The sequence below is a fragment of the Suicoccus acidiformans genome (genome assembly GCF_003546865.1).
Classification (GTDB): domain Bacteria; phylum Bacillota; class Bacilli; order Lactobacillales; family Aerococcaceae; genus Suicoccus; species Suicoccus acidiformans.
In genome coordinates, this window is record NZ_CP023434.1 from 2,388,197 (window position 1) to 2,402,778 (window position 14,582).

The window sequence follows — 14,582 nt, forward strand, 5'->3', positions numbered from 1 at the left end:
ATAGATACAAACACGGTTTGCTGGTTTGTACCTAAGCTACAAACCCTATCTATAAAAGTAAAAATAAAAGCCTTGCATCTCAAGTAAATTCTCTAACATAACTCACATTCCTTTCTAATATTTAGTACCACTATAAACAAAGTTACAGAATTTGTCAAATTTATTCCGCTTCCTCATCTGCTTTATCTGTTGCATCTTGCTCGGCATCATGGATGACCTTATCTAAATGCTCCAACTGCTTGGCAGCGAAATCACGCCCCCCTAAGCCAAAAGCCAAGGCGAAAGTTACCGCTAGAGCACTAAGGATAATGATAAAGCTAGCGTTGACAATCCGTTGGGCAATTTGTAGCTGATCCAAAGTCATGAAGATAGCAAGTCCTAAAACAATATAGCGGGCAATTTCTGCAATGACGTAACTTCCATACACCCTCTTTAAGAATTGAGCTAGCACATTAGCCGTAATGAAGCCAAAAGACATCAGCATCACTGCGCTAATCACTGATGGCAGATAGGCTATGACACCTTTACCTATCAAATTCAAAACTTCTAGCTCCATCACCGAAATGCTCTCTACAAGAAAGAAGAGAAAGAGAATAATCTTGACGCTCGCGCCAATAATTTGCGAAATATTGATGGAAGCTTCTCCACGGACATTTAAATACTGGGAGTAACGATCGATTCCTGAGGTTTTCAACAGGCCTTCAACAAGATCGCCTAATAAGCGAGCTAAGAAGCCCCCAAATATTAACAAGATAATCGCTACAAATAATTTCGGCATGAAGGCTAACAATTGATTCAACAAGCTAAGTATCGGCTTCGAAATTGCCTCAATCCCTAAGGTTTCCATAGATAACGTTAAAATTGGAATAAACAATAAGACATATACAACCGATGCTAGGACTTCAGCCAGGCGCTTATCGCTCACTGATTCCTTGGCTTGACCGGTCACTTTCGCTATCCAGACATCTAAATTTAAACCCTCGAATAAATTCTGGCTAATGCGTCGAATAAAACTACAGAAATAAAGCCCCACACTGAATATCACTACCGCTAGTAGAATATTGGGAATATAGCTAACAATGCCTCTGAATAATTGCTGCAAGCTATCCAACTCTCGACCAATATTCAAGCCTGAGAGAATACTTGGCAGAAATAAAAGAAGCACAAGGAAATACAATAAAGACGCCACCGTCTCGCTCAAAGCCTTCGCTTCACTTTCGCTTTTGGCTATACCCCAGGCTTGAAATTTATCCCGAAAATCAAAGCGACTCATTAGCATTAAAGATGAGCGTTTAACAAACCAAGCAACAATTAAGGCAAGAACTAACAAGGAGACTGCCCCGACAAGTCCGGGCAACTCTTCCATCACCGTCTTCAGAAATGTTTCCATGTAACATCACCTCTCTTCGAAATGTATAGAACCCTTCTCACTAAAAAAAGCGCTCCACCAGGGAGCGCTTTATTAGCTTAACTGAAAAATTATTCAGTGATTTCAGTAACAGTACCAGCACCTACAGTACGTCCACCTTCACGGATAGAGAAGCGAGTTCCTTGCTCGATCGCGATTGGGTGAATCAATTCAACGTCCATAGATACGTTATCACCAGGCATTACCATTTCTGTACCTTCTGGTAATTCAACAACACCTGTAACGTCTGTTGTACGGAAGTAGAATTGTGGGCGGTAGTTAGAGAAGAATGGTGTATGACGTCCACCTTCTTCTTTAGAAAGAACGTAAACTTCAGCTTTAAATTTAGTATGTGGCGTGATTGTTCCAGGAGCAGCCAATACTTGACCACGCTCAACGTCTTCACGGCCTACACCACGTAGAAGGGCACCAATGTTGTCACCAGCTTCTGCGTAGTCTAACATCTTACGGAACATTTCAACACCAGTAACAGTTGTTTTCGCTGTATCTTTGATACCAACAATTTCAACTTCGTCACCAACTGAAACTCGTCCACGCTCAACACGACCTGTAGCAACTGTACCACGACCAGAGATTGAGAATACGTCCTCAACTGGCATCATGAATGGTTTGTCAGTGTCGCGTTCTGGTTCTGGAATGTACTCATCAACAGCTTCCATTAAGTCTAGGATGCGTTGTTCGTAAGTTTCGTCACCTTCAAGAGCTTTTAATGAAGAACCAACGATAACTGGAACATCATCACCTGGATAGTCGTATTCAGATAATAAGTCACGAACTTCTAATTCAACAAGTTCTAATAACTCTTCATCGTCAACCATATCAGCTTTGTTTAAGTAAACTACGAAGTAAGGAACACCCACTTGACGTGACAATAGGATGTGCTCACGAGTTTGTGGCATTGGACCATCAGCTGCAGATACAACTAAGATCGCACCGTCCATTTGAGCAGCACCAGTAATCATGTTTTTAACGTAGTCCGCGTGTCCTGGCGCATCGATATGTGCGTAGTGACGGTTAGCAGTTTCGTACTCGATGTGAGACGTGTTGATTGTGATTCCACGTTCTTTTTCTTCTGGAGCGTTATCGATAGAAGCGTAGTCAGCTGCGTCTCCACCGAAACCATGCTTAGCTAAAACTGTAGCGATTGCTGCAGAAGTTGTAGTTTTACCGTGGTCAACGTGACCTAATGTCCCAATATTAACATGGGGTTTCGTGCGTTCGTATTTTTCTTTTGCCATTTTAAATGTTCCTCCTTAGGATTCCAAATAAGTATTATAGATTAGGTTAATCTATCGAAGTTAGTATACCGTTTATGGGGCAAGATTTCAACAACTCTTGCCCACAATAATCGGTAAAATTATCTATTTAAAGCTTATTTCCCGCTATGTTGTGCCATAATTTCTTCCTGAATAGATTTTGGCACCGCTTCGTAATGGTCGAATTGCATTGTAAATGTACCACGACCTTGGGTTGCTGAACGTAGGGTTGTAGCGTAACCGAACATCTCTGAAAGTGGGATGAATGATTTAACAATTTGCGCGTTACCACGTGCAGTTGTTCCTTCAATACGTCCACGACGAGAGTTAACGTGACCCATTACGTCTCCTAAATACTCTTCAGGTACTGTAATTTCTACGTCCATCATTGGTTCTAAGATAACTGGATCAGCTGATTTAGCTGCTTCACGAAGCGCTAAGGATGCTGCTACCTTGAAGGCCGTCTCAGATGAGTCGACATCGTGGTATGATCCATCGTATAATTTCGCCTTGATATCCACAAGTGGATAACCTGCTAGGACACCATTCTCCAATGCGTCTTCCAATCCTGATTCAACAGCTGGAATGTATTCGCGAGGAACTACCCCACCAACAATCGCATCTTCGAATTCAAAGCCGGCACCTTCTTCATTAGGGGCGAATTCAATCCATACGTGACCGTATTGACCTTTACCACCTGATTGACGAACGAATTTACCTTCGGCTTGTGTTGATTTACGGAATGTTTCACGGTATGAAACTTGAGGTGCACCAACTGTTGCTGATACTTTAAACTCACGTTTCAAGCGGTCAACGATGATATCCAAGTGCAACTCACCCATACCAGCGATGATTGTTTGACCTGTTTCATGGTCTGTTGTCGCTTTGAAGGTTGGATCTTCTTCAGCTAATTTCGCTAAAGCTTGAGACATCTTATCTTGGTCTGCTTTTGAATCTGGTTCAATCGCAACGTTGATAACTGGCTCAGGGAATTCCATTGACTCAAGGATAACTGGTTCAGATGGATCACACAAGGTGTCCCCTGTACCGGTGTCTTTCAAACCAACCGCTGCAGCGATATCACCTGAGAAAACTTCTGGAATTTCTTCACGGTGGTTCGCATGCATTTGAAGGATACGTCCAACACGTTCACGCTTATCTTTCGTCGCATTCAAGACATAAGAACCTGATTCTAATGTTCCTGAATAAACGCGGAAGAATGTTAAACGTCCAACGAATGGGTCGGTCATAACCTTGAAGGCTAAAGCTGCAAATGCTTCAGAATCATCTGCATGGTGTTCAATTTCTTTCTCAGTACCTGGTTCGATACCAATAATTGGTGGAACTTCAAGTGGTGACGGTAAGTAATCAATAACACCGTCTAGAAGTAATTGAACCCCTTTGTTCTTAAATGCAGATCCACAGAAAGCTGGGAATAACTCAACATCAAGTGTTGCTTGACGAATTGCAGCTTTCAAATCTTCGACAGCAATTTCTTCACCTTCAAGGTAAGCCATCATGATGTCTTCGTCATAGTCTGCAACTGCTTCGATAAGCACTGTACGTTGCTCTTCGACAAGATCTTGCATATCTTCAGGAATATCAATCTCTTGGATGTCATTTCCTAAATCATCACCATAGTTGTAAGCTTTTAGCTCAACTAAGTCGATGATACCTGTGAAGTTATCTTCAGCACCAATTGGTAATTGAACTGGTACAGCATTTGCTTGAAGACGGTCATGAACCGTTTGAACTGCATATAGGAAGTTCGCACCGATTTTATCCATCTTGTTTACGAAGATAATACGTGGTACACCGTAAGTAGTTGCTTGACGCCAAACTGTTTCTGTTTGAGGTTCTACACCTGATTGTGCGTCAAGAACAGTAATCGCACCGTCTAGGACACGAAGAGAACGCTCTACCTCAACAGTAAAGTCCACGTGACCTGGGGTATCGATAATGTTTACGCGGTGACCTTTCCATGCAGCTGTTGTTGCAGCAGATGTAATCGTAATTCCACGTTCTTGTTCTTGCTCCATCCAGTCCATTTGTGCCCCACCATCGTGAGTTTCACCAATTTTATGGATTTTACCAGTGTAGTACAGAATACGTTCACTCGTCGTTGTTTTACCCGCGTCGATATGGGCCATGATCCCAATATTACGCGTATTTTCAAGAGAAAATTCTCTTTTCGCCATTTATAGTTTCCCCTCTTTCATCATATAAATAGATGTGATCGAAATGTTTGTAATGGTTGGATACGAAACGACTCTTACCAACGATAGTGAGCAAATGCTTTATTTGCTTCTGCCATCTTATGAACATCTTCACGACGTTTAACAGCTGCACCCGTATTGTTAGCTGCATCCATGATTTCACGCGCTAGACGTAACTCCATGCTCTTCTCACCTCTAAGGCGAGCATATTGAACTAACCAACGAATCGCTAAAGTTGAACGGCGTTCTGGACGAACCTCAACCGGTACTTGATAATTAGAACCCCCTACACGACGAGCTTTAACCTCAAGTAATGGCATAATATTCTCCATCGCTTGTTCGAAAACTTCCAATGGATCTTGACCAGTTTCCTCACGAACAATGTCAAAAGCACGGTATAAGATGTTTGATGCTTTTCCACGTTTACCATCAACCATGATACGGTTAATTGTACGTGTTACTAATTTAGAATTATAAATTGGATCTGGCAAAACATCACGTTTTGCTACGGCTCCTTTACGTGGCATTCAGTCTCCTCCTTCCTTGTCTTAAATTAAACTGATTAACCTCTAGGTTTCTTAGCACCGTATTTAGAACGGCTTTGTTTACGGTCGTTAACACCAGCTGTGTCAAGCGCACCGCGGACAATATGGTAACGTACCCCTGGTAAGTCTTTCACACGTCCACCGCGAATAAGTACGACACTGTGCTCTTGTAGGTTGTGACCTTCCCCTGGAATATAAGCAGTCACTTCCATTAAGTTAGATAAACGAACACGCGCGTATTTACGTAGAGCTGAGTTCGGTTTCTTAGGTGTCATTGTACCAACACGAGTACATACGCCACGTTTTTGTGGTGACATTGTCGTCGTAGTTTTACGTTTTTGGCTGTTGTAGCCAACGTTTAATGCTGGTGAGTTTGATTTCGTAGACTTAGATTTACGTGGTTTACGAATCAATTGATTAATTGTAGGCATTGTATGTCCTCCCTTCGATTATCTTAGTCCACACATCCAAGTGTGTCATTTCATTGTAAAAAGAATTCAGTGAGCTTTCATCACTGTTTGCGGGTGGTTTTAAGCAGTCAGCACGACTGTCTATTACAGGAATCTGTCTTTAAAACACCTTGAATAGAATAACACGACGCCAGTCATTAGTCAATACTACTTGCCCTATTCTCGGCCGATTTAATTAATTTCTAATACTTATGAGGCAGAAACACATTTAGATTGGTTAATTTAAGCCGATTCACAAAATATTGCATCTTTATTAACATTCAGGCTTAAATCCAGCGACCCTAATTTAAACGAGCCACAGAAATTTCTTCCCTGTGACTCGACTTACTTATAAATATAGTATGTATTCTGGCTTATTCCCAAGATAAGCATCATACCTTAAGCATTGCGCTTCAAATTCATTGACCGCTTTAATGTATGCCAGACGCCTTTATCGCTATACGTCAAGACGTTGCTTTGATAGAAGGCAGTTGCAAGCCAGAAGCATCCAACGATAAAAAGCAGGCAAACACCCAGCATGACCCACAGCTCGGTCGTACTCACGCTATAATGTGCGATACGAATCGGCATAACAAAAGGGGTAAAGAAGGGGATATAGGAGCCTATTCTAACGATCAAACTGGATGTAGACATTAGCCCAAATATTCCGATATAAAAGCCAAATAGAATGGTAAATATCATTGGTGTATTCACCCGCTGTGCGTCTTCAACTTTGGAAGCGAGGGAGCCAAAGAAAGCACTTAAAGCTAGGTAAATCAATGCTCCAATGATTGCAAAAGCACCACTCCACAAGAATATATCTCGGTTATCTTGAACGAAAGCTTGAGCTACTAACATTATTACAGGTGGCAAATCTACTTGCACCCATCCAAACTGCCGGTTTAAAAGAAGAACAAGCAAGAATAAAGTGATATAAATCGCCAAATGCGTGGCAATCAGAAGCAGAATGCCAAGAATCTTCCCAAAGAAATGTTGGGTGGCTGACATACTGGACATGACGATTTCCATCACCCGTGAACCTTTCTCCTTGGCAATTTCTTCAACAATCAGTTGCATATAATAGACCAAGAAGATGAAGAGAAACATTAAGATAACATAAGCAACACCGGTACGAACGATTCGCTGAATATCATTATCGGGATTGACCACAAGGTCCCCAGTTTCGCTTATATCAATTTCAATCGTTTCAATCTTCGAATTCTGATTCATCAAGGCGAAAAGTTCCTGGGACGTCAATCCTAATCGCTCTCCAACCTGAGCCGTTTGGGATCTAATCATGATTGCCTCTTCAACTGAAAGATTGATGGCATCAGTTCCCTGCCTCTTATAAAGTTTGCCCGTTGGTCCATTACCTGTCATTTCGACCACAAGCATGGCGTCTGCTTGGCCACTTATAAGCTGCTCTCTACCCTCTTCTTCAGAATCTACGAGGATGTACGTATTCTCACTCTCCGAAGCCTCGAATTGCTTTTGTAAGTTCACATCATCTACCACAAGGGCTAAATTTACACTCTGGCCTACTGCCGCCTGATTTCCCAAATAGCCTACGCCTAAGGCTATCACAAGAAAGATGAGGGGCGTTAATACCATGGCGACAAAGCCCCAGGATTTCACATTTCGCCGATAGACACTCTTGGTAATCACCCATAGCTTACTCATTAAGCTCACCTACCTTCATCTTGAAAATCTCTTCTAATGTTGGTGGCTGTTGACTAAATTGTTGAATATACTCGCCACCGGTAATCGTGTGAAAGAGCCTTGGCCCAACTTCTTCTGACGCTAAGCGTAGAGAATACTCATGCTCTCCTCTGGCTTGGACTTCAAGAACTCCAGGCAATTCGGCTAAAGCTTGCTGATCCCAGCGTTCGGTTTCTATATGTAATTTTATCCTTCCGTAACTGCGACGAACTTCATCGACCGTCCCGCTTAAAACTTGCTGGCCATTATGTATCATGACCAATTGATCGCACAAGGCTTCTACATTAGCCATATTATGGCTCGAGAAGATAATTGCACTGCCTTGCTCCTTCAAAGTAAGAATCCCTTCTTGCAAGAGTTGTGCATTCACCGGGTCCAAACCTGAGAAAGGCTCATCTAAAATCAACAAGGTCGGTTCATGCAATAACGTAGCAATTACTTGGACCTTCTGCTGATTCCCTTTCGATAACGTTTCAACCTTATCCTTAGGTTGACCTTTCACGTTAAATCGTGACAGCCACTTCTCCATTCGCTCTAGCACTTCTTCACGACTCAAACCCCGCAATTCTCCAAACAGAATTAACTGCTCTTCAATCGTGAGCTTCTCATAAAGTCCCCGCTCTTCTGGCAAATACCCCAATTGATTTGCCATCAACTCAATGTCATAAGGCTTACCGTCCCAGAGAACTTCCCCTTGTCCTTCAGACGTCAGAAAGCCTAATATTAACCGAAATAGTGTTGTTTTACCTGAGCCATTCTGTCCAATAAGGCCTAGGATTTGCCCACGTTTTACTTCGAAAGACACATCCTCTACCGCTGTGACATCTCCAAATGTCTTCTTTAAATGCTCCACACTTAACATCGTCATCACCCCATTCTTTCTCTACTTCCTTTATTATATCCACATAAAAAAACGCTGTCAATTTTAGTATGCAAGCCAATACAACATGTTAGCTCTCTTAAGGTAACAAAGCATATGAATTGGTGAATATTCAAAGATATGTTAAACTCTCGCGTTTGACACTTCTAAAGGCCAAAGGGTACCTAAAGCCTCTTTAAATCAACATTTCGGAGGAGTTTATGCCAACGAAAAAAAGCGTACTATTCGTGCTTTAATACAAAAATATTTAATTTTTTGAAGTATGAAGCATAATATAAGTGTCAAAGCAATCTAATTCATAGAGCGGTTTTTATACAAGGAAAATGCGATAATAACAATGTTTTTATCATATTTGTAGCTGATGAAAAAATAGTACGAAAAATATGCACGAGATATTTGACAATAAAAGTGCTATACACCAACGTTTAGAGTGATTTTTTAGGCTGGCAAGTGTCAAAGTCCCGTCTTAAGGTAACAAGGCATATAAATTGGTGAATATTCAAAGATATGTTAAACTACACACACCATAAAACAAAGGGGGAACAATCATGGATTTAAAACATGAATATCAAGCAATCGTATACCGAGATGATGAAGGGAAGAAACTAGCAGAAATTACCTACTCACTAACCGAGGATGCAGACATTGTAGCAGCAGATCATACATATGTCTCACCGACTTTGCGTGGCCAAGGTGTTGCGGGCAAACTACTGGATGAATTGGTTTCGGTGATGCAGAAAGAAGGCAAGCAGATTAAAGCAGTCTGTCCATACGTTGTTCGCAAATTCCAGGAAGAACCCGAGAAATATAATCAAATTAACGCCGATGCATAAGCATTTATAGGACTTGAGGAGGATATATATGTTATTTGAGAATATTATAGACACTATAGGCAAGACACCATTAGTGAAATTAAAAGATGCGGACAACCGCGCTAGCATCTACGTCAAAGTTGAAAGTTTTAATCCAAGCGGGAGCGTAAAAGATCGCCCGGTGAAATATATCCTAAAAGATTTGATGGATCAAGGCATTCTCAAGGAAGGCGATACGATTATCGAACAGACGAGCGGAAATACCGGTGTTGGTCTAGCTATGGCGAGCGCCAGTCTAGGCCTCAAAGCAATGATTGTTATGCCTGACACTATGACTGTTGAACGCCATCGCTTAATGCAAGCCTATGGTGCCGAACTCGTCCTTACCCCTGGTAGCGAAGGAATGGCCGGTGCTAAAGCTAAGGCACAAGAATTGAGCGAAGAATTGGACGCACCTATTTTCGGGCAATTCACCAATCAGGCGAATGTTAAGGCTCATGAAGAAACGACAGCTAAGGAAATTCTGGCTGACCTTCCAGACGTCGCTGCCTTCGTTGCAGGAATTGGAACCGGCGGTACTGTTACAGGTGTCGGCAAGACCCTTAAAGCCAATGATGCAAATACAATTATTTGGGGCGTCGAACCCACTGACTCACCCCTTCTATCTGAAGGAAAGGCCGGCTCACATAAAATTCAAGGCATTGGGGCGAATTTCGTACCAGACATTCTTGACCAAAAGGTCATCGACCGCATCTTTACCGTGACAAACGACCAAGCCATCGACACCATGGTCAAACTTGCCAAGACCGAAGGTATTCTAGCCGGGGTTTCTGCAGGCGCGAATGTCTACGCAGCCTTGCAACTGGCAGAAGAATTAGGCGCCGGCAAGAAAGTGGTCACTGTCTTACCAGATACAGGTGAGCGATACTTATCATCAGGATTCTTTGGCGATGAAGGCGCGCAATAACAAACGCTACCGTCTTGCGACTTATATCTATCAAGAAGACGCAGCGGCCCATAGCATCGAAGAAGCCTACCGTTACTATCCAGGAGTCACTGCCTTGGTGATGCATGAACGTGCTCATATGCACTACCAGCGAGGAAATTTTCTACTCGCAAGGAAAATATCTGAACAGGCACGTTTTCTAACAGGCATAGAAATTCATCCCGGTGCTCAAATTGATGAACCGATATTTATTGATCACGGCACAGGTCTTGTCATTGGCGAAACGTCAATCATTGGCCCAAGGGTTAAGCTATTCCACGGCGTCACCCTTGGAGGAACCGGTAAAGAAAAAGACGTCAAGCGCCATCCCACAGTTGAACATGATGTGCTCATTGGCACTGGCGCCACAATTCTTGGAGATGTCCGCATTGGCCACCATAGCAAAATCGGTGCCGGAGCGCTCGTCTTAGAAGACGTACCACCTTATGCAACCGCTGTGGGGGTACCAGCACGAATTATTCAAAGAGATCCCCCGGAAGGTGATGTTACTAAAACCTCAAAAGAATAACTTCTAAGCAAGAGTCGGCTGTTTGCAGTCGACTCTTTTTTGCCTTGCTTTTATAAGAGACGTGTATTACAAGAAGCATACAACTGCCTTTCAATGAAATACACCTTAAACTCAATAAAAGGACACATTCGATGATTCATTTAGCTATCCGAGCATTCCATACAATATTTATCGTCTCATAATGTTTATGTGTTTAAATTATGTCATACCAAACAGAAAGGTTGATAACCATGAAGTACATTTCAAGCCCAGAACAATTGAAAGTTTACATAGGGGTAACGGCTTCCAAGAAATAGGAAGACTAGCCGAAAACGTATTCTTTTAGTATATCAAAGGATTTTCTAACGCTTCAGATGTTTCTCATACGCTTCGATTCCAAAAAATAATTGGTGATCCCTTATGAAAAAGCTTAGTTATAAGGAAATGCAAATTACCTATGATGCAAGTTAGTTACCCAGAGTGCTTCCTAAACTTGATAAAAATTGGCATTTCGGAAAAGGTGTAATCCAAGATTTCAAAGAAGCAAGTGACCGTTCCTCATCAAGTCGGTAAGCACAGTAGGAGGTACATTGCCATTGCATGCTAAATAACTTTATCGAAACAATAAAACATAGCTACCATTTCTTTAATCAACTGTCGCTTTCAACACAATTGCTCATAGCCACTATAGTTTGTTATCTAATATATCAATGCTGTCAGTGGATTGATAAACATTCCTGATTCTATGGTCTTCTACACACAATGATTCTTTACATATACAAGCTTTCTATTTGTATCTAAGAAGCTTGCATATGTTAGCTGCCTTCCATTTCTCTGCGCCTACAAAACCGATACATTCATAATAAGCCTTGTATTTGTTGAGCTTGACCAATACATCAACCAGTGCTCACATTAATCGTAATCTTTTAATGCAGCTGGATACCCCGCTACACTTTCTTTGCTGGATTAACTTTATTATTGGAGCTTTCCACGACTGACTCCCTAATCACCTCAGCAAACAGAATCATTGGTGCATAAAGAGAAAAAACCAACCTCGAGTACACATAGTTTGCTGCTCGGGGTTGGGATTTTAGTAATCATTATTGTCGTCTTAAGGTTGGGAAGAGGACCACATCACGAATAGATTGTGAATCAGTTAGTAGCATGACTAAACGGTCAATCCCAATACCTAATCCACCTGTTGGTGGCATACCGTATTCCAAGGCTTCAATGAAGTCTTCATCGATTGGATGCGCTTCATCGTTTCCTTGATCCTTCTCGGTCATTTGTGCTTCGAAACGTTCACGCTGGTCGATTGGATCGGTCAACTCCGTAAAGGCATTGCCGTATTCATGACCTGAGATGAAAAGTTCAAAGCGGTCTGTGAAACGTGGGTCTGCTTCGTTCTTACGAGCTAATGGTGAAATCTCTACCGGATGGCCGTATACAAAGGTTGGTTGAACAATCTTCTCTTCACATAACTCTTCGAAGAAGTTATTGATAATATGGCCTACCGTTGTGTCGTGATCATTCAATGGTACATGGTGCTCTTTAGCTAAAGCTTTGGCTTCTTCATAGGTCATCTCCTGCCAGAAGTCCACGCCACTGGTTTCCTTAATTAAGTCCACCATATGGACTCGACGCCACGGTGTTTCTAAATCAATGCTTTGTTCGTTGTAAGTAATGTGTAGTGTGCCAAGAACGGCGTCAGCTACATGCTTAATTAAGTCCTCCGTTAAGTCCATAATATCGGTGTAGACTGTGTAAGCTGTATAGACTTCCAACATCGTAAATTCAGGGTTATGGGTTGTATCAATCCCTTCATTACGGAATACCCGACCAATTTCATAGACCTTCTCAAAGCCACCCACAACTAAACGCTTCAAATGAAGTTCTAATGCAATACGCAAGTAAAGCTCCATATCTAAGGCATTATGATGCGTAATAAACGGACGTGCATTGGCACCTCCAGCCAGGTCATGTAAGACCGGTGTTTCCACTTCAATATAGTCGTGTTGATCTAAGTAACGGCGGATTTCACTTACAATGCGGGAACGATTGACGAAACGCTCCCGACTCTCGTCATTACTAATTAAGTCAAGATAACGTTGGCGGTAGCGCTGTTCTACATTGGTTAACCCGTGAAATTTATCAGGTAGCGGACGTAAGGCTTTCGTTAGTGGAATGAATTCCTCAGCACGAACAGACACTTCTCCGGTATTGGTTTTGAAGACATAGCCTCGCACACCAACAATGTCCCCGAGGTCTGCTTTCTTGTATAGTTCGTAGCGTGCTTCGCCGATCATATCTTGGCGGACGTAAATTTGAATTTTGCCATGATAATCTTGTAAGTGGGCAAAGCCGGCTTTTCCTTTCCCTCGTTTAGATACAAGGCGTCCAGCTACTGCCACTTGAATGCGCTCTTGACTCTCAAAATCCTCTACGGTGTAGTCATCATATGCTTCATGAATTTCATTCGAATAATGTGTCCGTTCAAAGCCTGAATCAAATGGCTGCACATCTGACATATCGTGCATCTCTTGCATCTTCTCACGACGCACAATCAGTTGGTCATTAAATTCTTCGTGTGTTTGTGGTTGGTTATCGCTCATATTCTCTCTCCTGTCTATCCATTTCATCTCCCCGTATTCTACATGATTCACAGGGGATTGTCATATCGATTTATTTCGCTTGGTTAGCATGAAGAACTTCACGCAAGTCTTCCTCGCTATACTGGTACTGCTCATTACAGAAATGACAGGTCACTTCTGCCCCATGGTCTTCTTCAATCATCTCACGTAAAGTCATCTCATCCAATACAGCCAACTTATCTTGATAGTAAGCTTTACTGCATGGGCAATGGAAACTCACGTCCGCTGCTTCCAATTCCTTATAATTACCCTGGCCAACAAGCGCCTCCACTAAAGACACGAGGGACTCACTCTCATTAAAGTACGTTGCTAAAGAATCTAACTGACTTAAATTAGCTTCCAAAGCTTGAATTGTCTCCTCAGTTGCACCCGGCATCATCTGAATCATAAAGCCACCTGCGGATTGAATCGACTCATCCGGATTAACCAGCACACTCAAGCCGAAAGAAGAAGGTGTCTGCTCAGACGCAGTCATATAATAAGTGAAATCATCCCCAATCTCCCCAGAGACCAAAGCCACTTGTCCAACAAAAGGCTCCATATGCTCAATATAACGTCGCACTGTAAGCGTCCCAGGCAAGCCGACCGCACCACTTACATCTAGTTTGTGCTGTTCATTGAGCTCCAAGGCCACATGGGGCTGATTCACGTAACCACGCACTTGGTTATGGCTATTCACATCCACCACAATGCGCCCAATTGGCCCAGTCCCTTGAATTTCAGTGATGATACGGTCTTCACCTTTCAAATTTGACGCCAATAGTAAGCTACCAATCATAGTCCGTCCAAAGGCCGCACTGGCAGTATGCCACGTATCATGGCGACGGCAAGCTTCTTGAACCGTATTCGTCGCCTGCACAAGCACTAAGCGTACTTGCCCATCAAAGGCTAAATACTTAACTAATTGATCTTGCATATCTCGCTCCTTCTCTTCACTAACAATCATAGCTATCATACCATTCTCCCGCTGAAATATCAGCGCCTAATTCCAAAAAATATATATTTCCTGCCGGAAAGAACCACTAAGGATTCCGAATACTCATTATCACTTCCCGGAATTGACATTGCTCATATCCCAGCCCATATAAAAATCCCGAAACCCCTACTTGATAGAGGTTTCGAGACTTCATTT

At 42.4% G+C, this 14,582-nt stretch carries 12 protein-coding genes; 3 read left to right on the forward strand and 9 right to left on the reverse strand.

Annotation, left to right across the window (positions count from 1 at the left end; translation table 11 throughout):
* Positions 1 to 160: 160 nt before the first annotated feature.
* The 7 genes from CL176_RS11325 to CL176_RS11355 form a co-directional block, all read right to left on the reverse strand.
* Positions 161 to 1,390, reverse strand: coding sequence for a mechanosensitive ion channel (locus CL176_RS11325; RefSeq protein ID WP_118991380.1), 1,230 nt, complete (start codon positions 1,388 to 1,390; stop codon positions 161 to 163).
* An 89-nt stretch (positions 1,391 to 1,479) separates the two neighbouring features.
* The gene (tuf, locus tag CL176_RS11330; protein ID WP_118991381.1) at positions 1,480 to 2,667 is read right to left on the reverse strand and encodes an elongation factor Tu; all 1,188 of its coding nucleotides are present in this window, start codon (positions 2,665 to 2,667) and stop codon (positions 1,480 to 1,482) included.
* Between the two features lie 134 nt (positions 2,668 to 2,801).
* Positions 2,802 to 4,883 (reverse strand): elongation factor G, encoded by a 2,082-nt coding sequence (fusA, locus tag CL176_RS11335; RefSeq protein ID WP_118991382.1) that lies wholly within the window; start codon positions 4,881 to 4,883, stop codon positions 2,802 to 2,804.
* Between the two features lie 74 nt (positions 4,884 to 4,957).
* On the reverse strand, positions 4,958 to 5,428 hold the full coding sequence (gene rpsG, locus CL176_RS11340) for a 30S ribosomal protein S7 (RefSeq protein ID WP_118991383.1): 471 nt from the start codon (positions 5,426 to 5,428) through the stop codon (positions 4,958 to 4,960).
* A gap of 35 nt (positions 5,429 to 5,463) precedes the next feature.
* On the reverse strand, positions 5,464 to 5,877 hold the full coding sequence (gene rpsL / locus CL176_RS11345) for a 30S ribosomal protein S12 (protein ID WP_118991384.1): 414 nt from the start codon (positions 5,875 to 5,877) through the stop codon (positions 5,464 to 5,466).
* 417 nt (positions 5,878 to 6,294) lie between these two features.
* A complete protein-coding gene (locus CL176_RS11350; RefSeq protein WP_118991385.1) occupies positions 6,295 to 7,575 on the reverse strand; it encodes an ABC transporter permease in 1,281 nt (426 codons plus the stop codon).
* The gene (locus CL176_RS11355; protein ID WP_118991634.1) at positions 7,568 to 8,476 is read right to left on the reverse strand and encodes an ABC transporter ATP-binding protein; all 909 of its coding nucleotides are present in this window, start codon (positions 8,474 to 8,476) and stop codon (positions 7,568 to 7,570) included. The genes CL176_RS11350 and CL176_RS11355 overlap by 8 nt, the downstream gene beginning before the upstream one ends.
* Positions 8,477 to 9,042: 566 nt before the next feature.
* Between CL176_RS11355 and CL176_RS11360 the strand changes: the two genes are divergently transcribed.
* The 3 genes from CL176_RS11360 to epsC are packed head-to-tail and all read left to right on the forward strand — an operon-like array spanning position 9,043 to position 10,820.
* The gene (locus CL176_RS11360; RefSeq protein ID WP_118991386.1) at positions 9,043 to 9,327 is read left to right on the forward strand and encodes a GNAT family N-acetyltransferase; all 285 of its coding nucleotides are present in this window, start codon (positions 9,043 to 9,045) and stop codon (positions 9,325 to 9,327) included.
* Positions 9,328 to 9,355: 28 nt separating this feature from the next.
* Positions 9,356 to 10,273: a cysteine synthase A gene (cysK, locus tag CL176_RS11365; RefSeq protein ID WP_118991387.1), complete on the forward strand. Its 918-nt coding sequence runs from the start codon at positions 9,356 to 9,358 to the stop codon at positions 10,271 to 10,273.
* Positions 10,257 to 10,820 (forward strand): serine O-acetyltransferase EpsC, encoded by a 564-nt coding sequence (epsC, locus tag CL176_RS11370; protein WP_118991388.1) that lies wholly within the window; start codon positions 10,257 to 10,259, stop codon positions 10,818 to 10,820. Before cysK ends, epsC begins: the two co-directional genes overlap by 17 nt.
* Before the next feature lie 1,079 nt (positions 10,821 to 11,899).
* On the opposite strand, the gene lysS is transcribed toward epsC, so the two are convergent.
* A complete protein-coding gene (gene lysS, locus CL176_RS11375; protein WP_118991389.1) occupies positions 11,900 to 13,411 on the reverse strand; it encodes a lysine--tRNA ligase in 1,512 nt (503 codons plus the stop codon).
* A 70-nt stretch (positions 13,412 to 13,481) separates the two neighbouring features.
* Complete coding sequence (gene hslO, locus CL176_RS11380; RefSeq protein ID WP_118991635.1) at positions 13,482 to 14,366, reverse strand: Hsp33 family molecular chaperone HslO; 885 nt, start codon at positions 14,364 to 14,366, stop codon at positions 13,482 to 13,484.
* Between the last annotated feature and the right edge of the window lie 216 nt (positions 14,367 to 14,582).

What these genes read in the sequence shown, in the direction of transcription:
- CL176_RS11325 (WP_118991380.1), bottom strand. Translation starts at nt 1,390, where the DNA reads ATGGAAACATTTCTGAAGACGGTGATGGAAGAGTTGCCCGGACTTGTC.
- tuf (WP_118991381.1), bottom strand. Translation starts at nt 2,667, where the DNA reads ATGGCAAAAGAAAAATACGAACGCACGAAACCCCATGTTAATATTGGG.
- fusA (WP_118991382.1), bottom strand. Translation starts at nt 4,883, where the DNA reads ATGGCGAAAAGAGAATTTTCTCTTGAAAATACGCGTAATATTGGGATC.
- rpsG (WP_118991383.1), bottom strand. Translation starts at nt 5,428, where the DNA reads ATGCCACGTAAAGGAGCCGTAGCAAAACGTGATGTTTTGCCAGATCCA.
- rpsL (WP_118991384.1), bottom strand. Translation starts at nt 5,877, where the DNA reads ATGCCTACAATTAATCAATTGATTCGTAAACCACGTAAATCTAAGTCT.
- CL176_RS11350 (WP_118991385.1), bottom strand. Translation starts at nt 7,575, where the DNA reads ATGAGTAAGCTATGGGTGATTACCAAGAGTGTCTATCGGCGAAATGTG.
- CL176_RS11355 (WP_118991634.1), bottom strand. Translation starts at nt 8,476, where the DNA reads ATGTTAAGTGTGGAGCATTTAAAGAAGACATTTGGAGATGTCACAGCG.
- CL176_RS11360 (WP_118991386.1), top strand. Translation starts at nt 9,043, where the DNA reads ATGGATTTAAAACATGAATATCAAGCAATCGTATACCGAGATGATGAA.
- cysK (WP_118991387.1), top strand. Translation starts at nt 9,356, where the DNA reads ATGTTATTTGAGAATATTATAGACACTATAGGCAAGACACCATTAGTG.
- epsC (WP_118991388.1), top strand. Translation starts at nt 10,257, where the DNA reads ATGAAGGCGCGCAATAACAAACGCTACCGTCTTGCGACTTATATCTAT.
- lysS (WP_118991389.1), bottom strand. Translation starts at nt 13,411, where the DNA reads ATGAGCGATAACCAACCACAAACACACGAAGAATTTAATGACCAACTG.
- hslO (WP_118991635.1), bottom strand. Translation starts at nt 14,366, where the DNA reads ATGCAAGATCAATTAGTTAAGTATTTAGCCTTTGATGGGCAAGTACGC.